This window comes from Microbacterium proteolyticum, assembly GCF_029639405.1.
GTDB lineage: Bacteria > Actinomycetota > Actinomycetes > Actinomycetales > Microbacteriaceae > Microbacterium.
In genome coordinates this window covers 1,735,804-1,759,425 of sequence record NZ_CP121274.1, presented here as the reverse complement: position 1 = coordinate 1,759,425, position 23,622 = coordinate 1,735,804, and the positions used below count along the sequence as shown (strand labels likewise).

Here is a 23,622-nt window from a genome sequence, read left to right as displayed (position 1 = left end):
CCTAGGACGCCGGCGCGGGGAGGACCTCCGATGAGACGAGGATCTCTGAGACCACCGGCGCCAACGAGGACGCGAAGGCCGCGCTGAGGTGATTGGCGTCGCGGCGGACGGGAAGTGTCCCGAGGAACTCCGGACACTTCCCTTCGTCGCACAAGAAGTCCGCAGGATCGATCGACACACCACCGATCTTCGCTGCGAGGCTGCTTTCGCCTGAGACGCGCGTCTGACGCGTCTTGGACACTTCCGTGGCGCAGTCGGCGGGCGAGGACACCGGCGTGTAGCACTCGGCCGGATCCGGTCCCCCCGGGGGCGAGGCGAGGAACACGACGTGCGGCGTCTTCCCGACGAGCGGCTGCACGGCGGACTCCAAGCCACCCAACCACTCCTCGTCCGTCGCCGACTTGCCGGTCGACACGAGATCGCCGCCGTAGTTGTTCGTCACGATCACTGCGGTGGGAGCCGCTTCGGAGATGAATGCCTGTGCCGCCGCGATGCGGTCGGCACACGCGGACACGATCTGCTTGTTGGCATTGTCGTAGAGGTTCGAGCTGAATCGACAGCCGTTCATCGCCCACATCGTGATCCGGACGTCCGGGCGCAGTTGCACGAGCGAGGCGAACGTGGGCAAGTAAGCCGACGAGGTCGAATCGCCCACCAGAACGAGGTGGATCGGTGCCTGCGGATCGCCCCAGGAACATTGATCGACGGACGGACGATTGACCCCGTCGCAGGAGGACTCGATCTCGCCCGGATTCGAGGCGAGGACGTCGTCGATGCTCGGGCTGAGTTCCGGCCAGCTCTGCGCGGCAAGTGCCTCCTGCGCCTGCTGCCGGAAGGTATCGGTGAGGTCAGCGCTCGACGCAGCGGAATCGACGCTTGCTGTAGGGCTCGGCCGGACAGCTGCCCCGGCTCCGGCGGTGACCGGGGGCGGCGCGACGGACTGCAGGGACATCACGGTGAGGACCACGACGATCGCCGCGACGGCGGCGAGACCGAGACCGCCGGCGAGCGTCTCCGACTCGCGCAGCGCCCGCAGCCATCGCGGGCCCCGGCGCGAGCGCTTGCGTCGGGCGGTTCGCGGTTCGAACAGGGACGATCGACGTACCGGATCCTCGACCAAGTGATACGAGCTGATCGAGAGGATGAGTGTGAGCGCGAGCACGACGACGAAGTAGAGGGGCTCTTCACGCGGCAGGACCACCGCGGTGAAGACGATGATCGGCCAGTGCCAGAGATACAACGAGTAGGAGATGTCGCCGATGTAGTTGGACACCGGATTCGAGATGGGCCAGACGAACCGGGCCGGAGCGCCGATGCCCGAGATCACGACGGCCGCGGTCGCGAGCACCGGAAGGGAGGCCCACGGAGCAGGAAACCCACCCGCCTCCGAACTGACGATGAAGACCGAAACCGCGATACCGATGAGCCCCAGCCAGGCGAGGGGTGTGCGAGCCCACCCCGGCAGGCGCCCGAGCGTCGGAGCGAGAACCGCGATGACTGCTCCGACACCCAGTTCCCAGGCCCGGGCGAAGGTCGAGAAATAGGCCCAAGCCGGGTTGGTGGCACTCTCCCACAGTGACCACGCGAAGGACGCCGCCGTCAGGACCAGGATCGTTCCGAGCACGATGGCGCGGGCGTGGGCACGACCCCCGCGTGCGCGCGCGACGAGAACGTAGATCAGAAGCATCAGCCAGGGCCAGACGAAGTAGAACTGCTCTTCGACCGCGAGCGACCAATAGTGCTGCAAAGGGGACACGGCGCTCGTGGCGCCGAAGTAGTCAGTCCCGGCGAAGGCGAAGTTCCAGTTCGCGCCGAAGAAGATCGCCCACACCCCGTCCTCGACGGTGTGGAGGAAGCGAGCCTTGTTGAAGAGGAAGTAAGCCGCCACAAGCGTGGCTGTCACCACCAGTAGCGCCGCGGGCATGATGCGCTTGACACGACGACGGTAGAAGCTCGTGAACGATATCGACCCGGTCTTGTCGTGCTCCCTGATCAGGAGACCGGTGATGAGGAACCCCGACAGGACGAAGAACACGTCAACGCCGACGAACCCGCCACTGGGCCAATGGAAGAGATGATCAGCGATGACCGCGAGCACCGCGATCATTCGCAGCCCTTGGATGTCAGGGCGCAGGGGGCGCTTCGCCGCCTTCGCGGGACCGTGCGACGACCGCTCCTTCGTCCGAGCCGGTCGAGGATCCGTTTCCTGTGTTCGTGGCTCAGCAACGATCCGCATGAAGTCCCCCATTACTCACGACCCGGGCCCCAGCCCACGCCGGTGTCCCGTTCCAGCAGCCGTGCCGCGAAAGTTTCCTCGGCGCCACGATCATGCCAAGTCTGTCGCGAAGTACGAAACCACAACCACGTCAAGCCCTTGCGCGACTCCCAAATGTCACGTGCGCGAAAACCTGCCGCCATAGAGTGGTCCGCATGGGGAGCGAATCAACCACCATGCGCGCAGAGCGCGAAGCGAACGTGGCACCGGAAGGGGCGAAGAAAACCGCCTTCCGGCCGGACATCCAGGGGCTTCGAGCCGTCGCCGTCGTCGTCGTCATCCTCGATCACCTCCTCGCTTGGCCGCGCGGAGGGTTCATCGGCGTCGACCTCTTCTTCGTGATCAGCGGATACTTGATCACCGGTCTGCTTCTGCGCGAATTCGACAAGACCGGCGGGATCAGCTTCTCCGGCTTCTACATCCGACGCTTCAAGCGCATCTTCCCGGCCGCGACGCTGGTGTTGATCAGCACCGTGGCAGCAGCATGGTTCCTGACGCCCGGAGACCGATTCGAGCGCACCGTCGGCGACGCGATATGGGCGACGTTCTTCGCCGCCAACTGGAACATGGGCCTCCAAGGCACGGACTACTTCCAGGCGGACATGCTGCCCTCCCCGCTGCAGCATTACTGGTCGCTGTCCGTGGAGGAGCAGTTCTACTTCGTCTGGCCATGGGTCATCCTCCTGGTTCTTCTGGTGATGGTGCGCGTACGGCGATCCACGTTCGGGCAGACTCGGGCCGCTCTCGCCGTCGCCATCGGCGTGCTCTCGTTGGCATCCTTCGCGTACGGGTACTTCCTGACGCAGACCGACCCCGCCTGGGCATACTTCTCCTCCTTCACTCGCGCGTGGGAGCTCGGGTTCGGCGCGCTGGTGGCCATCATCAGCCCCTGGCTGACGATGCCGCGTGCTGCCCGCATCGCCCTGAGTCTCGTCGGCTTGATCGGAATCGGGGTGTCGCTCTTCGTCATCACGCCGGCTTCGGGGTTCCCGGTTCCCGGCGCGGCTCTGCCCGTCGTGTGCATCGCCGCCGTTCTCGTCGCAGGCGAGAAGGGATCTCACGGCCACCTATTCGTACTCAGCAATCCGGTCAGCGGCTATCTGGGCAATATCTCGTACTCTTTGTACCTTTGGCATTTCCCGCTGATGATCATGATGTTGGCCCTTCTGCCGAAGGACCTCACGTTCTATCTGATCTACGGCGTCGCAGTCGTGCTCATCAGCGCGGCGAGCTATCACTTCGTCGAGGACCCCATCCGGCGCTGGAAGCCCGCACGCTCGCGCCGCAGGCGTCGCAATCGGAGCGCGACGTTCGGAACCCGCCAGATCGCGATCCTGACTGTCGGAGTGCTCGCCCTGGGCGGACTGGCGACCGCGGCCCTGCTGAAGGATGCGTCGTACCGGATCGACCCGCAGAGCGTGGTCGCGGCCACCGCCGCACCGACTGCGTCATCCGCCGCCACCCCGGAGCCGTGCTTCGGCGCGGCCGCGCTCGACCCGACATACCAGTGCGCATCCATCTCCCCGGGGTCCGGCATGGCACCCGCTGCCGCGCAAGCCTCGAAGGACCGCGACGACGCGTGCTGGATGGACGAGCATGAGACGCTGGCGAGCTGTCACTACGGCTCCGAGGACCCCGGCGCGCTGCGCATCGCCCTGGTCGGCGACAGCCATGCGCATCACTTCATTCCGGGGCTGGCGCTCGCCGCTCAGGAACGCGGGTGGAGTCTGGACACCTACACCGGCGTCTCCTGCCTCCTGACCACCACAGTGCGCGACGCGTGCGATGGAGCACAGACGGCCATCATCGATGCGCTGACGGCCCAGCCCTATGACGTCGTGCTCACGTCCGCGGCGCGCACGAAGTCGGAAGACCCGGCGAATTACGCATCGATGTTCAGCCGCCTGGAGGGCCTCGGCTCCCGTGTGATCGTTCTGGCTGACGTGCCGCCGACCTCCGACGAAGGTGTGCTGTGCTATCAGCGAGTCGGATTCTCCCCGTCGGACACCTCATGCGGAGCCCCGCTGTCCCAGGAGCCCGCAGACAGCCTGGTCACGGCAGCGGCATCCGTTCCCGGCTCGAAGGTCGTCGACCTGAGCGATATGTTCTGCAAGGACGACTGGTGCCCTGCTGTCGTCGGCAATGTCATCGTCTACCGCGATTCCAAAGCCCACATCACCGCGACTTTCTCCCGCACTCTCGCCCCCTACCTCGGGCAGCGGATAGCGGACGCACTCGCCTGATCACGACCGGGCGCGGATAGCGCAGGGAAAGGGCGGGATCGGAATCGATCCCGCCCTTTCCCTGCGCTCGCGGGGCGAACGCCGCGATGTGTCAGGGAGCGACGATCGAGTCGACTCGATCGCGGTAGCTGCTGCCCTTCTTGTCGGACTCCGTGGGCCAGTCACGGACCTTGGCCACGAACTGATCGAAGGAACCGATCGGACGAGCGGGAACACCGGCCGCGACTGTGTCGGAGGGGATATCACGGGTGACGACGGAGCCGGCACCGACGACGACGCGATCACCGATGCGCACGCCGGGAAGGATCGTCACGCCGGCGCCGATGAACACCTCGGACCCGATCGAGATGGGGGCGTAACGGTAGCGTCGCCCTCGCTCGTCGGAAACGAGCCATCCGGACCCGTCGTGGGTGATGAGGCGGACGTCGCTGCTGATGGTCACGCGGTCACCGATTGTGATCAGCCACGGCTCGGTGGTGACGACGTCGGACAGGATGCGGCACCCTTCACCGATCGTGACGCCCCGCTTGCGCGCGTAGGCCTCCTTGCCCGAGCGGAGCAGGTCCCATCGGTCGAGAACACGCTGAACAACTGACTTGGCCATGCATCGGATGGTATGCCGAAAATGTTTCCAGCATCGAACGATCAACCCAATTCTTGGCCCCTGAAACCCCCGAGGCGACCGCCTCGAGAGATTTGACGCGCCCAAGTGGGATACGGTTCGATATGAGTCGCGCGGTCGGAATGCGCACGTTCTCAACCCTTGGTCCAATGACGCCTGAGGGCGTCTTGGATACGTCGTTTGGGAGGAACAATGCGGGCAGTCGTCACCGGTGCAGCCGGCTTCGTGGGCAGCACACTGAGTCGTCGTCTGCGACGCGACGGGTGGGACGTGGTCGGCATCGACGCGTTCACCGACTACTACGAGGTCGATCGCAAGCGGCGGAATGCGGCCGCTGTAACGGCGGCCGGCGCCGAGATCATCGAAGCGGACCTCGTCGATATGGACCTCGGCCCCGTTCTCGACGGCGTCGATGTCGTCTTCCACCAGGCAGGACAGCCCGGTGTCCGCGCATCGTGGGGCGACGGCTTCGCTCCCTACGTCCAGCGGAACGTTCTGGCCACCCAGCGCCTCCTCGAGGCACTCCGGGACCACCCCACTCTCCAGCGCTTCGTCTACGCCTCTTCCTCGTCGATCTACGGTGACGCGGAGTCGTTCCCCACGACGGAGGACACACTCCCCGCGCCGGTCAGCCCCTACGGCGTGACCAAACTGGCCGCCGAGCACCTCACGACGCTGTTCGGGACCAACTTCGGAGTCCCGACCACGTCGCTGCGGTACTTCACGGTCTACGGACCGTCGCAGCGCCCCGACATGGCCTTCACGCGTTTCGTCACCGCGGCGGTGCAGAAGACCCCGATCGAGATCTACGGGACGGGCGAGCAGATCCGCGACTTCACATTCGTCGACGACGTCGTCGAGGCCAACGTGCTGGCCGGCACCACTGCGACAGCACCCGGATCGGTGTACAACGTCGCGGGCGGTACGAATGCATCGGTGAACGAGGTCCTGCAGATCCTCCGAGACCTCTCCCACGGCGAATTGGACGTCAGCTACACCGAGCGTGCGATCGGTGATGTGTTCCGCACCGGGGGTGACACCACTCGGATCGCGTCGGAGCTCGGATGGAAGCCCACCGTGACGCTGCAGGAGGGTCTCGCGCGCCACCTGGCGTGGGCGCGTGACACTTTCGGCACGTCGTCCTGAGCGAGATGGATCGCCGCGTGAAGATCCTCTTCCTGGTTCCGAAATTCAGCGGTGGTGGAGCCGAGTTCGTCGCCCGCCAGTGGATGGAGTACCTCTCCGCCCAGGGCGAGGAGGTCATCGTTGCGACGACGAACCTCAAGAAGGACGACCCGCGGCCCGATGACATCCGTGTCGAGAGCGTCGCCGGTTCGGCTGTGACTTCTGTCCGGCGCCTTCGGGCGTTGATCGCCCGCGAACGTCCCGACGTGGTCATGGCACTCATGCCCTATTGGAACCTGCTCGCGGTCACCGCCACCCGCGGACTGCGTCCGCGTCCGCGCGTGATCATCAGCGGGCGGAACATGGCCACGCACCTCCGTGGGTCTTTCGGGCTCTCGTACCGCATCAAGCAGACGCTGGCTCGGTGGACGTACCGCTGGGCGGACGAGTTCGTCGCCATCTCGCATCCCGTCGCCGGCGAAGCGATCGCACTGTATCGGCTGGCCCCGGAGAAGGTGTCGGTCGTCTTGAATCCCTCTTTGAAGGCCGATACCGATCAGATCGCGCGTGTCGTGGACGACGAGAAACCCCTCGCGTTGGTCGCCCCGGCGCGACTCGTCCATCAGAAGCGCCCGCACCTCCTCATCGAGACCGCTGCGGCCTGCCGGGACCGGCACGGCATGGAGGTCGAAGCCCACTTCTTCGGGGTCGGTCCACTCTCGGACCAGATCGCCGAGCTCGCGGCTGAGCGCGGTGTCACGGCCCATCTGCACGGCTGGACCGCCAACTGGTCGGAGTCTCTTCCGCCGAACGCGATCGTCGTGCTGCCCTCTCTCTCCGAGGGTTTCGGCAACGTGCTCGTCGAGGCCGCGCGGGTGGGCGTGCCCAGCGTGGTGACCTCGCGCGCCCTGGGCGTCGCGGATGCGATCGTCCCGGGAGTCACGGGGGTCCTCGTCGCGGGGGACTCTCCGGCGGAGTTCGCAGATGGTGTGCTCGAGGCGGCATCCATCGCCCCGACCTCCTACCAGGGATGGCTCGACACCTTTACGAAGGAACGCAGCGGTGAGGCGTTGCGGCGCCGGATTCACTCGCTGGTGAACGCCGGATGAGCGGAGGAACGGGCCGTACCGTCCTCAGCGCATCGACCGCGACCCTGATCTCCAGAATCATCGGATTCGTCCGCAACCTGAGTCTCGCGGCGGCGCTCGGCACCGGCATCGTGTCGGATTCCTACAACCTGGCCAACCAGGTGCCGAACCAGATCTTCCTCCTGCTAGGCGGGGGCACCATCGCCGCGGTGTTCCTGCCGCAGATCACGCGCCTGGCGACCCGGTCCCGCGAGGACGCGGATCGCTACGGCACGGTCCTTCTGTTGGGCTCGGCGGCTTTCGGCCTCGTCATCAGCGGCGTTGCGCTCGCGTTCGCACCGCAGGTGGTCAGTGCGCTGGGCGGCAGTGCCTGGGGAACCTCCCAGCGAGAGCTGACGATCGCTCTTTTCCTGTGGTGCACACCGCAGATCGCCGCGTACGCAGTTTTCAGCGTTGCGTCTCAGTTGATGAACGCCCGCGGCAAGTTCACGCTGGTGAGCTGGCTTCCCGCGGTGTCGAGCCTGAGTGTCATCGCGGGTAGCGCGATCGTGATCGTCAACGGCACGGTCAACGGCAACGATCCCACCAGCGTCTCCCCGGAGCTGATCACCGTGCTGGGTGCCACCACGCTCGGCGGAACAATCGTTCAGTTGACCGCGCTCCTCATCCTGCTGCGGAGGGTCGGATTCCGTGCTCGTCTGCGGGGCGGCATCCGAGGCCTGGGACTACGCATCGCCGTGCGCACGGGCGTGCTGAGCGTGGCATCCGCCATGTGCTACCAAGCAACGAACCTCCTGACTGCCGCATGGACGGCACAGGCTGGCACCACGGCCTCAGAACAGGGCTTCGAGGGCTTCGGTTATTCCGCATTCTTCTTCGCCATGGCGCTCATCTCCGTGGTCCAGGGAATCGCCGGATCCAGTCTGTCGTCGATCCTGCTCCAGCGGATGGCGAAGCACTTCGGCACCGGTGACGTCCGAGCCGCCCACGGCGAGTTGGACGACGCCCTCCTGCGTCTGTCGTCCTTCATCATCCCCGTCGCCAGCATCATGATCGCCTGCGGACCCGCGATCGGCGAGATCCTGTTCGCGCGCGGCCAGACCTCTCCGTCGGCGGCACGCATGATCGGTGTCACTGTGGCGATCCTCGCCACCGGCCTGCTCCCCTACTCCCTCCATGCCCTGCTGATCCGGCCTTTCTACGCCAACCACGACGGGCTGCGCCCGTTGCTCAGCAGCATCACGGTCAACGCGATCTGGGCCATCGGCGCGGTTCTGGCCTTCTTCCTCCTCCCCGCGCCGCTCGTGCTCTTCGGGATGGCCCTGACATTCGCGATCTCCTACTGGGCGGACCTGCCGATCAAGATGATCTGGCTTCGCCGCCGCCTCGACTACCGGGTGGAGGATGCGCGCCGCGGAGCGATGCTGCGTGGCGTCATCGTGGGCGCGATCCTGACCGTCGTCATCGGAGCCCCCGGCTGGTACGCGCTTTTCGTCTTCGACCTGCCGACCTGGGCCGCCCTCATCGTCGCTGCGGTCCAAGCGACGCTCCTCATCGCCGTCTACACGCTCGCCGTCCGCCGTTCGCTCGTCTCACCCATCGCCCTGCTGCGATGGCTCCGCAAGTAAAGGCCAGGAGATCACATGCCCACTCGCCTCCTCATCGAACAGTTCGACCCGGTACGACCCAAGCCGGGCGGGATCGACACCTGCATCCGCGGACTCGTGAAATTCGCCCCCGAGGACGAGATCATCCGCATCGCCGGAGTGGATGCCATCGGCGACAAGCCGCTCGGAAAGTGGCAGGAGTACGAGATCGGGGGGCGGACGTTCCAGTTCATGGCTCTGACCCGGCTCGATCATGCCAACCTCACCCGTCGCATTCCCCACTCGGTCCGGCTGGCCCAGGGACTGCGGAAGTATCTCCCCAAAGCCGATGCGGACATCGTTCAGACGCACCGCGTCAACGTCGGTGATGTGGCGCTGCGCCACTTCCGCGGCGTCCCGCATGTGCAGTTCATGCACAGTAGCGGCGATGCGAACCTGAAGCTGGGAAGCGTCTCGTTCTTCCGGCGGGCGCGGGGCTTCTACCGCTTCCTCGAGCGACGCGTCGTCAAGCATTCGCGTGCCGTGGTCATCTTCAGCCGTGACGGCGCCGAGCGTCTGCAGGCGTTCTCGGACAACGTCCACTTCTCGCCCACCTGGTACGACCCCACCGAATTCTTCCCGGCCGAGCGCGAGAGCGACATCAAGCGTCGGGTGCTGTGGGCGTGCCGGATCGAACCGGCGAAGAATCCCGAACTGGCGCTCGACGCATTCGCCCGGACCCCGGAAGACTTCCACCTCACCGTCGCCGGTAGCGGCACGCTCGAGGCTCGCATGCGCGAGCGGGCAGCTGAGCTCGGTCTCACCGACCGCGTCGACTTCCGCGGCGCCGTTCCCAAGGGGAGTGTCGGGAACCTCATGCGCGAGCACGATCTGCTCTTGATGAGCTCTCGCTTCGAGGGATTCTCCCGCTCGATCGTCGAGGCTCTGGGCACTGGGCTCCCCGTGGCGACGACCCCCGGCGGGGAGCCGAACGGACTCGTCGTCGAGGGATCCAACGGCGCGCGCGCCGCCGAGGCCGAGAACCCGGCGCAACTCGCCGACGCCATCGTCCGCGCCGCCGAGCTCTCCGCAGCGGATGCCGCGACGTCGGTGCGCGACCTGTCGGCCGCCATCATCGTGCCCAACCTGCTGTCGAAGTGAGCCACGCGATGAAGATCTTCGTTCCGCTCGTGGGTCAGCACGAGAACATCGGCGATATCGTCCTGCGTCGCGAGCTCGTCGAATGGCTCTCTCCCGAGGGCGAACTGCACGTGTACGTCGGAGCCTCCACGGACGCGTACGACCGGTCGCTGGAGCTCCCGTCGGACGCCGTCGTCTATCGGAGCGTCAAGGCGTGGGGAGCGGCTCTCGCCTCGGCACTCCGCGGAAGTCGCGACGTGGCCTACGTCTACAAGCCCGGCGAGATCCAGCTGACGATCGCCGGCCTCAAAGAGCACGTCGGGCTCCTGCCCCTGGTTGTGGCGACCCGCGCCCGCGGCGGTGTGGTGGTGCGGGTCGGCGCCGGGTCACGCAACTTCGACACGTTCCCCACCGCGGTACTGCGCTCGACCCTCGGGCTTGCCCACTACACCGCGTGGCGCGACACCCGCACCGCCCGCATCATGCGCCGCGGCGAGGTCATGCCCGACCTCGGCTTCGGCCAGATCGGGCGCGCCGATGGCGACAAGCGGGAGCGCACGCGTCTCACCGTCACGATGCGCGGCGACCGAGACGCCCCGTCATCGACGTGGCGAGAGGCTGTCCGTGCCACGGCCGACGACCTCGGCCTGGCCCTCACCGTGGTGACGCAGGTGGAGCGGGACGAGCCCCTGGGCGCGGAGCTGGCCGCCGAGTGGGATGCCGATTACATCGCCTGGACCGGCCGCGATCACGCGGAACAGGAGGACGCGGTGCGCCGCGTTTTCGATGAGTCGGCGCTCGTCGTCAGCGACCGGTTGCACGCGTTGATCGTCGCTCTGACCGAAGGCGCCGCGGTCAGCACCGTGGCGGACGGCCCGACCGACAAGATCCAACGGCACTTCGACGCGGCGGGCGTTCCCATCATCGCCGTCGACTCCGCTCAGGCGACGCCCGATGAGATCCGACGCCGACTGGCGGATGCCGCCGGCTCGCGGGAGTCTCAGCAGGAAGCGCTCGGCCGCGCCGTGGAGAAGCTGCGCGAGGTCCGCGACACAGTCCGCACGACACTGAGGAGACGACGGTGATCGACATCTCGACGGCTTTCGCCAAGCCCCGCCCGCGTCTGCTCCTCGTGGCCTCGAACGGCGGGCACCTCGAACAGTTGCACCGGCTCTCGGAGGGCTCGGACATCGCCCCCGACTCACAATGGGTGACGTTCGACACACCGCAGGCGCACGGTCTCCTCGACTCGAGTCGAACGCACTACGTTCCCCCGGTCGAGCAGCGAGACGCTCTCGGCGCGATCCGAGCTGTACCGCGCCTGCGTCGCATCCTGGCATCCGGTCGGTTCGACGGTGTCGTCAGCACGGGGGCCGCGATCGCCGCTCCCGCGTTCGTCGCCGCCCGTACGAGGGGCCTGCCGACGCTCTACATCGAGAGCGTCTCCCGCGTCGAGGGCCCCTCGGTGACGGGGAGACTGGTCTACCGGTCACGCCTCGCGTCGACCGTCTGGACGCAGCACGAGGCCTGGCGCACGGGTCGGTGGGAGTACCACGGCTCCGTTCTCGACCGGTTCGAGTCCGTTCCCGCCGAAGCGACCGAGTCGAAGCCGAGCCTCTTCGTCACGCTCGGCACCCTGCGTCGATACCCCTTCCCCCGACCAGTGGAGCGCCTGGTGGAGATCGGCGCGGTCGACGAACGCACGATCTGGCAGCTCGGTGTCACCCCGGCACCGGACCGTCTCCCCGGTGAGGTCAACGACTTCTTCTCCAGCGCCCGCTTCGATGCAGCCGCGCTCTCGGCCGGAGTCGTGGTGAGCCACGCCGGGGTCGGGAGCGTGCTGCGCCTCATCGAGATGGGCGTGTATCCCATCCTCGTGGTCCGGCGCTCCGCCCACGGCGAGCACATCGACGATCACCAGGCGCAGATCGCTCGACTCCTCGAGCAACGCAACCTCGCCATCGTGCGGGAAGCGGACGAGATCACCCTCGACGATCTCCATGCCGCTTCGGCACGTAAGATCCGCCCGCTCTAGACGGCACGGTCCAGCGCGGAATCCACCGCCGGCTGGGGCTGAAGCTCAGTAGAGCCCCAGCCGGGCGGCAGGTTTCGGCTGGGCGAGGGCGATTTCGGACGCCCGCTTGTCGACGCCGCTGAGCACCTGTCCCGCCCGGTAGAGCAGAGGCGACAGAAGCACCAGCATGGCCGGGTTGACGTCGATCGCGCTGAACCCCACGAGGCTGACCGCGAACGCGAGCAAGCCGGCGGCCAGGGTCGCCTCGCCGCGGAGCGCGAGGCGTGCGACCAGGATCGCGACGGCCAGCAACGCCATCGACGCAAGCGGCACACCCAGCGACAGGAACAGTTGCAGCGCAGAGTTCTCGAGCGGGCCGTCGTACACCGCGGCGAACTGTGTGGGCGCCGTTCCCGGACCGGTGCCGATGAACCAGTTCTTGGCGATCATCGACAGCGCGACCCCGGTGGACTCCTCGCGATACATGCTGGACGCGACGCCACCGGTCGACTCGTTGCGCTCGGCGAGGAGGGGCGAGTTCGTCACGACGAGCAGGAATCCGACGCCGGCGATCAAGAGCAGGAAACCAGGCAACCGCCGCGACTTCCCCGACTCGGCGCTCGGACCGAACAGAAGCACGAGGCACCCGACGGCGACACCGAGGGCGACCGCGAGGACACTGGTCCGGGAGACGGCGAGCACGAGCGCGACGCCACCGCCGATGAGACCCGCGACCCGCAGAACACGCGGGATGCGCTGTCCGAACAGGGCGACCATGGTGCACACGCTGGCGACGGTGGCCGTGACCAACGGGTGACCGAGGCTCGTCCTCGTGCGGAACACCGACCAGACCTTCTCGTTGACGTCGTAGGAGAACAGCGACGTCCACGGGTTGATACCGAAGAAGTAGTCGCTGGCAGCCAACGCGCCCAGGAACACGGCGATGAGCACGTAGACGATCTGCGAACCGCGCCAGACGCCTTCGGCTCGGCTGCGGCCGAGGTAGTACGGGAGGATCGCGGCGACCACCACGGTGGCGATCCAGCTCAGGGAGAGCGTCGCATTCGAGCTCGCGATGGTGGATATCGCGAGAAGCCCGAGGACGGGCAGCCACAGGACACCGGCCGCCGACGGTCGACCGGGGATGCGCTCCTCCTTCTTGGCGAAGATGAGGCGCAATGCCCAGACGAGGATGATGATCAACGCCGGGGTGTAGTAGCGGCCGATGGTCCGCGACAGGTCCATGTACCCGACCGGCACCAGGACGAGCACGATGAGCGCGAGCGGAGGGAGAACACGGCGCGGAAGGATGAATATCAGGATGAGACCGGCAACCGCCGCGACGATCAGCAGTAGCGTCATGACATCTCCCCATCGGCCGTGGGCGCCGTATCCTCTCATGCTGTCACGTCCCAGGCAGGATCGGAATTCGCCCTCGCCGCGGAGTCGGCCAGTATGGTCAGGAAGCACGGTGGAACGGGCGTTCGGAACACCGAACGGCGAGGATCGGCGGGATATTGATCGAATCGATGAGCAACGGGACACGCCACGTGAATGACGCCCACGGTCCGAACAAGGACACGCGCCGTCTGATCGTGGACGCCCTGGGAACGCGCATCGTCGTCCGCTTCGCGCCCACCGTCTCCGACGAGATCGTGACCGCAGCAGAGCTCGCGTGGTCCGACGCCGTCGCGGAGCGCACCATCGCGACCGACGCGCCCGTGGTGGACGTGACCGGAGGCTCCGTCGAGACGGCGCTGTCGGACTTGTCGACCCGCGTCACCCTGGCCGCCCTCGACGATGTGAAGGGGACGGCGCTCCTCTTCCACGCCTGCGGACTCGCTCTGCCCGACGGTCGTGTCGTCGCCTTCGTCGGACCGTCCGGGCGCGGCAAGACCACGGCCGCGCGTCGGCTCGGGGAGACCTACGGGTACGTGAGTGACGAGAGCATCGCGGTCCGAGCGGACGGCGAGGTGCTGCCCTACCGCAAGCCGCTGTCGATCATCGAACCCGGCCTGCCCACGAAACGGCAGATCCCTCCGTCCGCGGCGGGCCTACTCGATCTGCCAGAACGGACCCTCACCCTGTCCGCTCTGGTCCTGCTCGAGCGGCGCGCCGACGCCGATGGCGTTCTGGTCTCGGAAATCTCCCTGCTCGATGCCATGCTGGCGCTGATCCCTCAGATGAGCTATCTGGCCTCGCTCGAACGCCCGCTGCAGACCCTCGCCCAGGCGATCGCCCGCGTCGGCGGAGTGGCGCAGGTCTCGTACGCGGAAGCCGAGAACCTCCGTGACACGATCGAGCACCTCGCCCGACGAAGGGGCATCGCGCCGTCCTGGCGGGCGTGCACGGACCATCCGTCAGCCGTACCTGTCGGCCGTGTCGGCCGCGCAGAGGTGTCCGATGCCATCGAACTCGACGACGGCAGCATCATCGTGATGTCGGACAGCACGATACGGGTCCTCGACGGAATCGCCCCCGTTCTGTGGCTCACGGCGATCCGACCGCAGACCCGCGAGGAACTGCGGGATGCCGTCGTGGCGGTGCATGGCGCACCCGAGAACGCCGACCCCGCGCCCCTCGTCGATCGTGCGATCGACGATCTCGTCGAGGCGGGGCTTCTTCGTGCCCCGTGACACCGGGACGCCCTCGGGAGTGCGGCCCCGGTGGCGCCGGGCCGTCGCCTCGCCGTGGTTCCATCTGCTCCTCGCGCTGATCGTCCTCGCACTGATCCAGGCCTTCGTCGTCAAGGTGTATCGCATCCCCAGCGCCTCGATGGAGCCCACGCTCGATGTCGGAGATCGCATCCTGGTGGCCCGGCTCGCCTACGTCGGAGCCGCCCCCGAGGACGGCGACGTCGTCGTGTTCACTGCGAGCGCGCAGTGGGATGCCGCTGAAGGTCGCACCTCGACGCCCAGCTTCCTCGGCTGGATCGGAGACGTCATCGGTTTCGGCCCCTCGAACGCCCACACGCTGGTCAAGCGAGTCGTGGCGACCGAAGGAGAGACCGTCCGCTGTTGCGACACCGAAGGTCGCATCCTGGTGGACGACGAGCCGGTGCCCGCTCCCTACCCGGACGAGGACTACCCCTTCGAGCCAGGTGTTCAGGACTGCACCACCCGGCCGGTCTCCGCTCGCTGCTTCCCTTCGATCACGGTACCGTCGCGAAGTCTTCTGGTGCTGGGCGACAACCGCTCGGACTCGGCGGACTCCGTGATCGCGTGCAGGAACAGACCGGACGCGCGGGGCGACGAGTGCGCGAGGTTCGTCGACCTCGATGATGTCGTCGGCCCCGCGTTCCTCCGCCTGTGGCCGCTCGATCGTGTGGGGCCGGTTTCGGGATGACGGGGCGGTGGGTGCGAGGGCTCGTGGCGGAGGTACGGGGAGACCTGCGGACGACCGTTCTCCCGCTGCGCGAGCCGCTCGGTCAGCCCATCGTGCTGGAGGACGCGGCCGGCCTGATCTGGAACTCGGTCATCCGAGCCGGAGACGACGGGATCGACGTGGACGATCTCGCGCGCGCCATCGCGACGGATGCCGAATGCTCGTGGGAGCAGGCCGTGGAGATCGCGGGTTCGCTCGTCCCCTTCCTGGATGATCTCACCGCGCGCGGAGTGCTCCGCCGCACCGACGGAGGGGACGGTCATGGCTGAGCACCGATCGTTCCCCCTCGCGACGAGCATCGAGCTCGCCCACGCCTGGACGTCGTGGCTGCTCGAGCAGGAAGGCATCCGGGCCCTGTTCGTCAAAGGACCCGGCCTCGCCCATCACGGTCTTCGCCAGCCCCGGGTCTCTTCCGACGTGGATGTCCTCGTCTCGCCGGCCGAGGTGAACCGATTCGTCGAAGCTCTGCGTCGCAACGGATGGACCGAACGACAGGAACGCAGCGAACGCGCGATCTACGTCGCGCACTCGGTCACGCTCGTCCACGAGAGCTGGCCGTGCGACATCGACGTGCACCGCATGTTCCCCGGCTTCCTCGCCGACCCCCAAGAGACTTTCGACACCCTCTGGGCCAGACGTGTCGAGCTCACCCTCGCCCACCGGGAGGTCCCCGTTCCCGACCGGCTGGGCAGTCTGCTGATCGCGAGCCTCCACGCGTTGCGCAGCCGGAGCACCGACCCCCGACACAGTCGCGAGCTGGACTATCTCCTCACCCGCGTCTCGCTCAGCGAGGACGAGCGCCTCGACCTCTCCTCGTTGGCGATCTCGACGGGATGCGACCGCACCCTGCGAACCGTGTTGACCGCGCTCGATGTCCCTGGACCCGCCGACCCGGCGGACTCGCGTGGTGACGCGGCGGCGCTTCGAGAGTGGGAGCTCCGCGTGGCGGCGGGAGCGAGCACGGGCTACATGTGGCTGACGATGTTGCGCCGTCAGCACGGGCTCTCCGTCCTACGCACGGCACGCTCGGCGATCTGGCCGAGCCGTGCGGAACTGTTGCGGATGCGCCCCGATGCGGTGGACTCGGTTCTCGGACGCCTTCGGGCCCGCACGGATCGGTTGGTCATGGGGTTGCCCGGCGCCGTCTCAGCCGCCCGCCTGTGGTTGTCCACACGCCGTTCCGAGCCGGGCGACTGAGACCCTCATCCGGCGGCGGGGAACAGCGCGTCGCACGATGCGTCGATCGTGACCGGCGTGTCCGACGCGGTGGGCGTGTGCCGCAGCTGCAGGGGTCCGAGGGGACCGTCCGGAAGGTGCACGGTCGAGGAGACCGTTCGGGACTGGCCCTGAGGAAGGATGATCAATCGGCTCAGGGCGCTGTTGCCGTCCTGCGAACCCGAACGGTCGAAGCCGGACAACTCGCTCGTCCCGGGGTCTGTCGAGACGATCTGACCGCCGGGGGGAGCGAAGAAGACCACATCCATCAGCATCGACGTACGCGGCAGCCCGAGGTTCCGGTTGCGCCCGCCGAGCACATATGACGTCGTGACGCTGTTCGGGATCGAATTCGTCAACGTGGTGGTCGTCGTGATCGTCCGCGCGGATGCGTCGCATGTCGCGGAGACGGACTGCGCGAGGTGGTACTCGAGCTTCCCGACGGAGTAGTCGTTCAGGTACGTGCCCACCTGGGTCGCCGTCGTGTTGTCGGCGTGCAGCGCGCCGTCCAGGCCCAACTCGGTCGAGAGTCGCTGTGCGGCCTCGTCCGTGAACGACAGGTACAGGCGCTGCTCGTCGGCGGACTGCGTCAGCGCATCCAGCATCTTCGCCGGGTCCCATTTGCCCGACGTCAGGTGCGAGAACACCGCGCGCGAAACCTCGGAGAAGAACCTGTCCGAGTCCGTCCCGTTCGGGAATCGTTCGTAGGCGTCGCTCAGGAGCAGCTTCACGGCGTTGTCGCTCGAGATCTGCTCCCCCGCGACGTCGACCGGGCCGGCGACCGCCAGCATGTGCGACAGGACGACGGGGTCGATGGAGATGACGCCGTCGAACCTCTCGCCGTTGGTGCGCGTCCACAGGTCCTGGAACAGCTGCACGGTCGTCGGGAAGTCCGGCGTCATCGTGTAGTCCTGCGAGTAGCGCGCGAAGGTCGCCGGGTACAGCGCGAGCGCGTCGCCGGGGATGTCGCTGAACTGCTGACCCGCCGTGCCCTCCTGGTAGAAGGTCGCGGAGCTGGCCTGATCGAGCAGCTCGAACTTGCCCTGGTCGACCTTCATGATGATGCTCGCCGCCGGGTTGCCGCCGGTCGCGCGGATCTCCGCGTTGTTCTGGAAGATGATGAGGTAGGTCTTGCTCCCCTCGCCACCGGCCATGCTGAGCAGCGTCGGCAGGTACCGGTTCACGACGTCGAGGGTGGGCGCCGTGCGGTCGATGACATCCCGGATCTCTCCCACGGGTCCGGCGACGGCATCCAGGAGCTGGTCGGACTGGATGCCGTCGGTCTCGGCCTTGGCCGCGGTGAACGCCTGCGACACCACGGGGATCGACGCCTGCGCCTGCTGGAACGGCTGCAGATCGAAGCCCCCGCCCTCGAGCGCGAGCTTCTTGATGTCGAGGTCGGAGATCATCTGGATGCCCGGGGGGAGGGCGTCGCGCACGAGGATGTCCACCGCGCGCGTGACGCGCGAGACGGCGTCGATGTTGGCCCCCACGACGGGGATCTCGGATGCCTTCTGCCACAACGGACTCTGGACCGTCTGAGCCGCCCGGGCCGTCCGGACGCTCACATCGTCGGCGGCGGCCTGGAGACCGGCCTCATCCTTCGCCTCGACCAGCGAGCCGAGTCGCCCGAGCGTCGCCTTGGCCGCCAGGAGATCGTCGCGGACCTCGACGGCCTGCACGGCCAGCGTCGCGCCGAGGATGCCGGCTACGGCGGCCGCTCCCCCGATCAGGCCGAACGCACAGCCCAGCACCCAGGGCCAGACGCGACCGCGACGAGGTGCGGTCTCGCCGGGCTCGGTCACAGGGGCTGCGTCGGACTCCGCGATCGCGGCATCCTCGGCGCCTGTCCCGCTCGTAGCTCGGCTTCGGTTGTGGCGGCGCAGGTTGTCACCCATGGGGAAATCCTAGGTCAGACCGTCTGAGCGCCCCCTGCCAGCATCGTCGGCCGACGGCCGGGGGCGCGGACCTCAGACGAAGAGCGGGGCCACCGCGAAACCCGCGGCGACGAGGATGGAGCTGAGACCGCCCATGATGGGCAGCGCGGTCGCACCGACGCGGCGACCCGTGACGTATCCGACGACCGCGAACAGGACGCCCGCCGCAGCGACGGCGAGTCCGATGACCGCGGCACGTTCGATGAGACCGGATGAATCGTTCCGCAGCAGGAGCAGCGCTCCGAGCGCCGGAACCCCCACCGCCACGATGGCGAGCAGAAGGGAGACGACGCCGAGGACACGCGAGAGCGGCTTCACCCCAGCGACTCTACCGGGGGGAGCCCGGGAGGAACGACGAAGGGCCGGGCCCGAAGGCCCGGCCCTTGCCGGTCAGTCCGTGAAGGACTTACTTGAGGATCTTGGTGACGGTACCGGCACCGACGGTGCGGCCACCCTCACGGATCGCGTAGCCGAGGCCCTCTTCCATGGCGATCGGCTGGATGAGCTCGACCGACATCTCGGTGGTGTCACCGGGCATGACCATCTCGGTGCCCTCGGGCAGCGTGATGACGCCGGTCACGTCCGTGGTGCGGAAGTAGAACTGCGGGCGGTAGTTCGTGAAGAACGGGTTGTGACGGCCGCCCTCCTCCTTGGACAGGATGTACGCCGTGCCCTCGAAGTTGGTGTGCGGGGTGACCGAACCGGGCTTCACGACGACCTGGCCGCGCTCGACGTCGTCACGCTTGGTGCCGCGAAGGAGCAGACCACAGTTCTCGCCGGCCCAGGCCTCGTCGAGCTGCTTGTGGAACATCTCGATACCCGTGACCGTGGTCTTCTGCGTCGGGCGGATGCCGACGATCTCGACCTCGGAGTTGATCGCGAGGGTACCGCGCTCGGCGCGACCCGTGACGACCGTTCCACGACCGGTGATGGTGAAGACGTCCTCGATGGGCATGAGGAACGGCTTGTCCTTGTCACGCACCGGGTCGGGGATGGACTCGTCGACGGCCTCCATGAGCTCGACGATCGAGTTGACCCACTGCTCGTCACCCTCGAGAGCCTTGAGGCCCGAGACGCGCACGACGGGGGCGTTGTCGCCGTCGAAGTCCTGCGAGGAGAGGAGCTCGCGAACCTCGAGCTCGACGAGCTCCAGGATCTCCTCGTCGTCGACCATGTCGGCCTTGTTCAGCGCGACGAGCAGGTAGGGGACGCCGACCTGCTTGGCGAGCAGCACGTGCTCACGCGTCTGGGCCATCGGGCCGTCGGTCGCCGCGACCACGAGGATCGCGCCGTCCATCTGAGCGGCACCGGTGATCATGTTCTTGATGTAGTCGGCGTGACCGGGCGCGTCGACGTGAGCGTAGTGACGCTTCGGGGTCTCGTACTCGACGTGCGAGATGTTGATGGTGATACCGCGCTGACGCTCTTCCGGCGCCGAGTCGATCGACGCGAAGTCACGCTGGACGTTGGTGGCCGACGGGAACTTGTCGGCGAGCACCTTCGAGATGGCAGCGGTGAGCGTGGTCTTGCCGTGGTCGACGTGACCGATCGTTCCGATGTTCACGTGCGGCTTGGTCCGCTCGAACTTGGCCTTAGCCACTGGGTCCTCCTCAGGACGTTCAATGCAGAGTGACGGGCGCTGGATTGCGACCGGTTCTCTACGGGGATGGTTCTCAGGTTACTAGAGAGTCGGTATTGAGTTTGAGCGGATGCCGGGAACCCGGCCGGGGCGCGGACCCCCGGCATCCACGAGGGCGGTGTTACTCGCCCTTGTTCTTCTGGACGATCTCGTCGGCGACGGCCTTCGGCACGTCGGCGTAGCTGTCGAACTCCATCGAGTAGACGGCGCGACCCGAGGTCTTCGAGCGCAGGTCACCGATGTAGCCGAACATCTCCGACAGCGGGACGTTGGCCCGCACGACCTTGACGCCGGCGGCGTCCTCCATGGACTGGATCTGGCCACGACGCGAGTTCAGGTCGCCGATGACGTCGCCCATGTACTCCTCGGGGGTACGCACCTCGACGGCCATGATCGGCTCGAGGATGGTGGGGTTCGCCTTGCGGACCGCCTCCTTGAAGCCCATGGAGCCGGCGATCTTGAACGCCATTTCCGACGAGTCGACGTCGTGCGAGGCACCGTCGAGCAGGATCGCCTTGACGCCCACCATGGGGTAGCCGGCGAGCACGCCGACGTTCATGGCGTCCTGGAAGCCCTGGTCGGTCGGCGCGATGTACTCGCGCGGGATACGACCACCGGTGACCTTGTTCTCGAACTCGTAGGTCTTGTCGGCCGTGACCTCGAGCGGCTCCAGCGCGAACTGGATCTTCGCGAACTGACCCGAACCACCGGTCTGCTTCTTGTGGGTGTAGTCGTGACGGTCGACCGCCTTGCGGATGGTCTCGCGGTACGCCACCTGGGGCTTTCCGACGTTGGCCTCGACCTTGAACTCGCGCTTCATGCGGTCCACGAGGATGTCGAGGTGCAGCTCGCCCATGCCCTTGATGACCGTCTGACCGGTCTCCGAGTTCTGCTCGACGCGGAACGTCGGGTCTTCCTCGGCGAGCTTCTGGATGGCGACACCCAGCTTCTCCTGGTCGGCCTTGGTCTTGGGCTCGATCGCGACCTCGATGACCGGCTCCGGGAACGTCATCGACTCGAGGACGACCTGGTTCGACGGGTCGCTCAGGGTGTCACCGGTCGTGGTGTCCTTCAGACCGATGACGGCGTAGATGTGACCGGCGGTCACGGAGTCGACGGGCATCTCCTTGTTGGCGTGCATCTGGAAGATCTTCCCGATGCGCTCCTTCTTGCCCTTGGTGGCGTTGACGACCTGCGCACCCGAGTCGAGGTGACCCGAGTAGACGCGGATGTAGGTCAGACGGCCGAAGAACGGGTGCGTCACGATCTTGAACGCCAGGGCCGCGAACGGCTCCTCGCGGTCGGCGTGGCGCTCGATGACGACCTCTTCGTCCTTGGGGTCGTGGGCCTCGATGGCCGGCACGTCCAGGGGCGAGGGGAGGTAGTCGACGACCGCGTCGAGCATCGGCTGGACACCGCGGTTCTTGAACGCCGAACCGCAGAGCACGGGGTAGAGCTCGGAAGCGATCGTCAGCTTGCGGATCGCGCCCTTGATCTCGGCGACCGTGAGCTCCTCGCCACCGAAGTACTTCTCGAGGAGCACGTCGTCGGACTCGGCGACGGTCTCGAGCAGCTTGTGACGGTACTCGGCGGCCTTGTCGGCGAGGTCGGCCGGGATCTCCTGGATCTCGTACTTCGCACCCATGGTCACGTCACCCTTGGCGTCGCCGGGCCACACCAGGGCACGCATCTCGACGAGGTCGATGACGCCGACGAAGTCGTTCTCGGCACCGATGGGGAGCTGGATGACGAGCGGCTTGGCCTTCAGGCGGTTGACGATCGTGTCGACCGTGAAGTAGAAGTCGGCGCCCAGCTTGTCCATCTTGTTGACGAAGCAGATACGGGGGACGTCGTACTTGTCGGCCTGGCGCCACACCGTCTCGGACTGGGGCTCGACGCCCTCCTTGCCGTCGAAGACGGCGACGGCACCGTCGAGCACGCGCAGCGAACGCTCGACCTCGACCGTGAAGTCGACGTGCCCGGGGGTGTCGATGATGTTGATCTGGTTCTTGTCCCAGAAGCAGGTGACGGCGGCGGAGGTGATCGTGATGCCACGCTCCTGCTCCTGCTCCATCCAGTCGGTGGTGGCGGCACCGTCGTGCGTCTCACCGATCTTGTGGTTGACGCCCGTGTAGAACAGGATGCGCTCGGTCGTCGTCGTCTTGCCGGCATCGATGTGCGCCATGATGCCGATGTTGCGGACCTTGTGGAGGTCGGTGAGCACGTCTTGTGCCACGGGTGTCTTCCTTACCTGTTGGGAGGTTGATGCCGGGCCCATCGGAGGGTCCGCGACCGGGGTTCGGTCGCGGACCCTCCGCGGGTGTTACCAGCGGTAGTGCGCGAAGGCGCGGTTCGACTCGGCCATCTTGTGGGTGTCCTCGCGGCGCTTGACCGCGGCACCGAGGCCGTTCGAGGCGTCGAGGATCTCGTTCTGCAGACGCTCGGTCATCGTCTTCTCACGACGACCCTTCGCGTAGCTCACGAGCCAGCGCAGCGCGAGGGTGTTCGCGCGGTGCGGCTTGACTTCGACCGGAACCTGGTAGGTCGAGCCACCGACGCGGCGGCTCTTGACCTCGAGGGTGGGGCGCACGTTGTCGAGCGCCTTCTTGAGGGTGGCGACGGCATCCTGGCTGTTCTTCGCCTCGACGCCACGGAGGGCGTCGTAGACGATCGACTCGGCCAGCGACTTCTTGCCGTCGACGAGGATCTTGTTGACGAGCTGGGTGACGACGGGAGCGCCGTACACCGGGTCGTTGACGACGGGACGCTTCGGGGCGGGACCCTTACGAGGCATGGTTCTCAGCCCTTCTTCGCGCCGTAGCGGCTGCGAGCCTGCTTACGGTTCTTGACAGCCTGGGTGTCGAGCGCACCGCGGACGATCTTGTAACGGACACCGGGGAGGTCCTTCACACGACCACCACGGACGAGCACGAGCGAGTGCTCCTGCAGGTTGTGGCCCTCACCGGGGATGTAGGCCGTGACCTCGGTGCCGTTGCGCAGCTTCACGCGGGCGACCTTGCGCATCGCCGAGTTCGGCTTCTTGGGGGTCGTCGTGTACACGCGGGTGCACACGCCGGCCTGCTGGGGGTTCGACTTCAGCGCGGGAGCCTTGGTCTTCGAGACCTTCGGCGAGCGGCCCTTGCGAACCAACTGCTGAATGGTTGGCACGTTCTCTCCTTGTTTGTGCTGCACGGTGACAGCGTCGTGTCTCCCCCGACTCGGTGCGGATCTTGCGATTCGTGACGTGTCGGGCTCACGTGTGATCCACCGCGCGCCAGAATGATCGGACGCGATTGTGGTGGATATGCCGTGGGGGTGACCTGTTCGCAGGCCCTTCCCTGAGATGGTGCGAGC

The 23,622-nt window shown here is 66.9% G+C and carries 20 protein-coding genes; 11 read left to right on the top strand and 9 right to left on the bottom strand.

The genetic code is table 11. From position 1 onward, the window contains the following. Position 1: 1 nt before the first annotated feature. The gene (locus P8R59_RS08900; protein WP_278103649.1) at positions 2-2,236 is read right to left on the bottom strand and encodes an acyltransferase family protein; all 2,235 of its coding nucleotides are present in this window, start codon (positions 2,234-2,236) and stop codon (positions 2-4) included. 194 nt (positions 2,237-2,430) lie between these two features. On the opposite strand from P8R59_RS08900, the gene P8R59_RS08895 reads away from it, so the two are divergent. Next, positions 2,431-4,518 carry an acyltransferase family protein gene (locus P8R59_RS08895; RefSeq protein ID WP_278103648.1) on the top strand — a complete coding sequence of 696 codons (2,088 nt, stop codon included), beginning with the start codon at positions 2,431-2,433 and terminating at the stop codon, positions 4,516-4,518. 91 nt (positions 4,519-4,609) lie between these two features. Here the strand turns inward: P8R59_RS08895 and P8R59_RS08890 are convergent, their stop codons facing one another. Next, positions 4,610-5,122: an acyltransferase gene (locus tag P8R59_RS08890; RefSeq protein ID WP_278103647.1), complete on the bottom strand. Its 513-nt coding sequence runs from the start codon at positions 5,120-5,122 to the stop codon at positions 4,610-4,612. 210 nt (positions 5,123-5,332) lie between these two features. Between P8R59_RS08890 and P8R59_RS08885 the strand changes: the two genes are divergently transcribed. Genes P8R59_RS08885 through P8R59_RS08860 form a run of 6 tightly spaced genes read left to right on the top strand, consistent with a single transcriptional unit; the run spans position 5,333 to position 12,114 of the window. Beyond that, positions 5,333-6,286, top strand: a complete 954-nt coding sequence (locus P8R59_RS08885) for an NAD-dependent epimerase/dehydratase family protein (RefSeq protein ID WP_278103646.1) — start codon at positions 5,333-5,335, stop codon at positions 6,284-6,286. Positions 6,287-6,303: 17 nt separating this feature from the next. Further along, entirely contained in the window at positions 6,304-7,374 is a 1,071-nt protein-coding gene (locus P8R59_RS08880) for a glycosyltransferase (RefSeq protein ID WP_278103645.1), read from the top strand. Next, positions 7,371-8,981, top strand: coding sequence for a murein biosynthesis integral membrane protein MurJ (gene murJ, locus P8R59_RS08875; RefSeq protein WP_278103644.1), 1,611 nt, complete (start codon positions 7,371-7,373; stop codon positions 8,979-8,981). Before P8R59_RS08880 ends, murJ begins: the two co-directional genes overlap by 4 nt. Positions 8,982-8,996: 15 nt before the next feature. Next, positions 8,997-10,100, top strand: a complete 1,104-nt coding sequence (locus tag P8R59_RS08870; RefSeq protein WP_278103643.1) for a glycosyltransferase family 4 protein — start codon at positions 8,997-8,999, stop codon at positions 10,098-10,100. Positions 10,101-10,108: 8 nt separating this feature from the next. Next, on the top strand, positions 10,109-11,164 hold the full coding sequence (locus tag P8R59_RS08865) for a polysaccharide pyruvyl transferase family protein (RefSeq protein ID WP_278103642.1): 1,056 nt from the start codon (positions 10,109-10,111) through the stop codon (positions 11,162-11,164). After that, positions 11,161-12,114: a glycosyltransferase gene (locus P8R59_RS08860; RefSeq protein ID WP_278103641.1), complete on the top strand. Its 954-nt coding sequence runs from the start codon at positions 11,161-11,163 to the stop codon at positions 12,112-12,114. Before P8R59_RS08865 ends, P8R59_RS08860 begins: the two co-directional genes overlap by 4 nt. A 45-nt stretch (positions 12,115-12,159) precedes the next feature. Here P8R59_RS08860 and P8R59_RS08855 read toward each other — a convergent pair whose 3' ends face one another. Further along, a complete protein-coding gene (locus P8R59_RS08855; protein WP_278103640.1) occupies positions 12,160-13,455 on the bottom strand; it encodes an O-antigen ligase family protein in 1,296 nt (431 codons plus the stop codon). Between the two features lie 167 nt (positions 13,456-13,622). On the opposite strand from P8R59_RS08855, the gene P8R59_RS08850 reads away from it, so the two are divergent. Genes P8R59_RS08850 through P8R59_RS08835 form a run of 4 tightly spaced genes read left to right on the top strand, consistent with a single transcriptional unit; the run spans position 13,623 to position 16,674 of the window. Next, a complete protein-coding gene (locus P8R59_RS08850; RefSeq protein WP_278103639.1) occupies positions 13,623-14,729 on the top strand; it encodes a hypothetical protein in 1,107 nt (368 codons plus the stop codon). After that, positions 14,719-15,438: a signal peptidase I gene (gene lepB, locus P8R59_RS08845; RefSeq protein WP_278103638.1), complete on the top strand. Its 720-nt coding sequence runs from the start codon at positions 14,719-14,721 to the stop codon at positions 15,436-15,438. Before P8R59_RS08850 ends, lepB begins: the two co-directional genes overlap by 11 nt. An 11-nt stretch (positions 15,439-15,449) precedes the next feature. Then, positions 15,450-15,746, top strand: coding sequence for a hypothetical protein (locus P8R59_RS08840; RefSeq protein ID WP_278103637.1), 297 nt, complete (start codon positions 15,450-15,452; stop codon positions 15,744-15,746). Continuing rightward, on the top strand, positions 15,739-16,674 hold the full coding sequence (locus P8R59_RS08835) for a nucleotidyltransferase family protein (RefSeq protein WP_278103636.1): 936 nt from the start codon (positions 15,739-15,741) through the stop codon (positions 16,672-16,674). The genes P8R59_RS08840 and P8R59_RS08835 overlap by 8 nt, the downstream gene beginning before the upstream one ends. 5 nt (positions 16,675-16,679) lie before the next feature. Here P8R59_RS08835 and P8R59_RS08830 read toward each other — a convergent pair whose 3' ends face one another. The 6 genes from P8R59_RS08830 to rpsL form a co-directional block, all read right to left on the bottom strand. Further along, positions 16,680-18,590, bottom strand: a complete 1,911-nt coding sequence (locus tag P8R59_RS08830) for a DUF4012 domain-containing protein (RefSeq protein ID WP_278103635.1) — start codon at positions 18,588-18,590, stop codon at positions 16,680-16,682. 72 nt (positions 18,591-18,662) lie between these two features. Continuing rightward, positions 18,663-18,947: a hypothetical protein gene (locus P8R59_RS08825; protein WP_077050667.1), complete on the bottom strand. Its 285-nt coding sequence runs from the start codon at positions 18,945-18,947 to the stop codon at positions 18,663-18,665. An 88-nt stretch (positions 18,948-19,035) separates the two neighbouring features. Next, a complete protein-coding gene (gene tuf, locus P8R59_RS08820; protein ID WP_077050668.1) occupies positions 19,036-20,229 on the bottom strand; it encodes an elongation factor Tu in 1,194 nt (397 codons plus the stop codon). 160 nt (positions 20,230-20,389) lie between these two features. Continuing rightward, positions 20,390-22,504, bottom strand: coding sequence for an elongation factor G (fusA, locus tag P8R59_RS08815; protein ID WP_077050669.1), 2,115 nt, complete (start codon positions 22,502-22,504; stop codon positions 20,390-20,392). A gap of 87 nt (positions 22,505-22,591) precedes the next feature. Next, on the bottom strand, positions 22,592-23,062 hold the full coding sequence (gene rpsG, locus P8R59_RS08810) for a 30S ribosomal protein S7 (RefSeq protein WP_022878284.1): 471 nt from the start codon (positions 23,060-23,062) through the stop codon (positions 22,592-22,594). Between the two features lie 5 nt (positions 23,063-23,067). Further along, positions 23,068-23,436 (bottom strand): 30S ribosomal protein S12, encoded by a 369-nt coding sequence (gene rpsL / locus P8R59_RS08805; protein ID WP_013584051.1) that lies wholly within the window; start codon positions 23,434-23,436, stop codon positions 23,068-23,070. Positions 23,437-23,622 lie beyond the last annotated feature (186 nt).

Bases quoted from the DNA above. Each gene is read 5' to 3' on its own strand.
- P8R59_RS08900 (WP_278103649.1), bottom strand. From the start codon at position 2,236: ATGCGGATCGTTGCTGAGCCACGAACACAGGAAACGGATCCTCGACCG.
- P8R59_RS08895 (WP_278103648.1), top strand. From the start codon at position 2,431: ATGGGGAGCGAATCAACCACCATGCGCGCAGAGCGCGAAGCGAACGTG.
- P8R59_RS08890 (WP_278103647.1), bottom strand. From the start codon at position 5,122: ATGGCCAAGTCAGTTGTTCAGCGTGTTCTCGACCGATGGGACCTGCTC.
- P8R59_RS08885 (WP_278103646.1), top strand. From the start codon at position 5,333: ATGCGGGCAGTCGTCACCGGTGCAGCCGGCTTCGTGGGCAGCACACTG.
- murJ (WP_278103644.1), top strand. From the start codon at position 7,371: ATGAGCGGAGGAACGGGCCGTACCGTCCTCAGCGCATCGACCGCGACC.
- P8R59_RS08870 (WP_278103643.1), top strand. From the start codon at position 8,997: ATGCCCACTCGCCTCCTCATCGAACAGTTCGACCCGGTACGACCCAAG.
- P8R59_RS08865 (WP_278103642.1), top strand. From the start codon at position 10,109: ATGAAGATCTTCGTTCCGCTCGTGGGTCAGCACGAGAACATCGGCGAT.
- P8R59_RS08855 (WP_278103640.1), bottom strand. From the start codon at position 13,455: ATGACGCTACTGCTGATCGTCGCGGCGGTTGCCGGTCTCATCCTGATA.
- P8R59_RS08850 (WP_278103639.1), top strand. From the start codon at position 13,623: ATGAGCAACGGGACACGCCACGTGAATGACGCCCACGGTCCGAACAAG.
- P8R59_RS08835 (WP_278103636.1), top strand. From the start codon at position 15,739: ATGGCTGAGCACCGATCGTTCCCCCTCGCGACGAGCATCGAGCTCGCC.
- P8R59_RS08830 (WP_278103635.1), bottom strand. From the start codon at position 18,590: ATGGGTGACAACCTGCGCCGCCACAACCGAAGCCGAGCTACGAGCGGG.
- rpsG (WP_022878284.1), bottom strand. From the start codon at position 23,062: ATGCCTCGTAAGGGTCCCGCCCCGAAGCGTCCCGTCGTCAACGACCCG.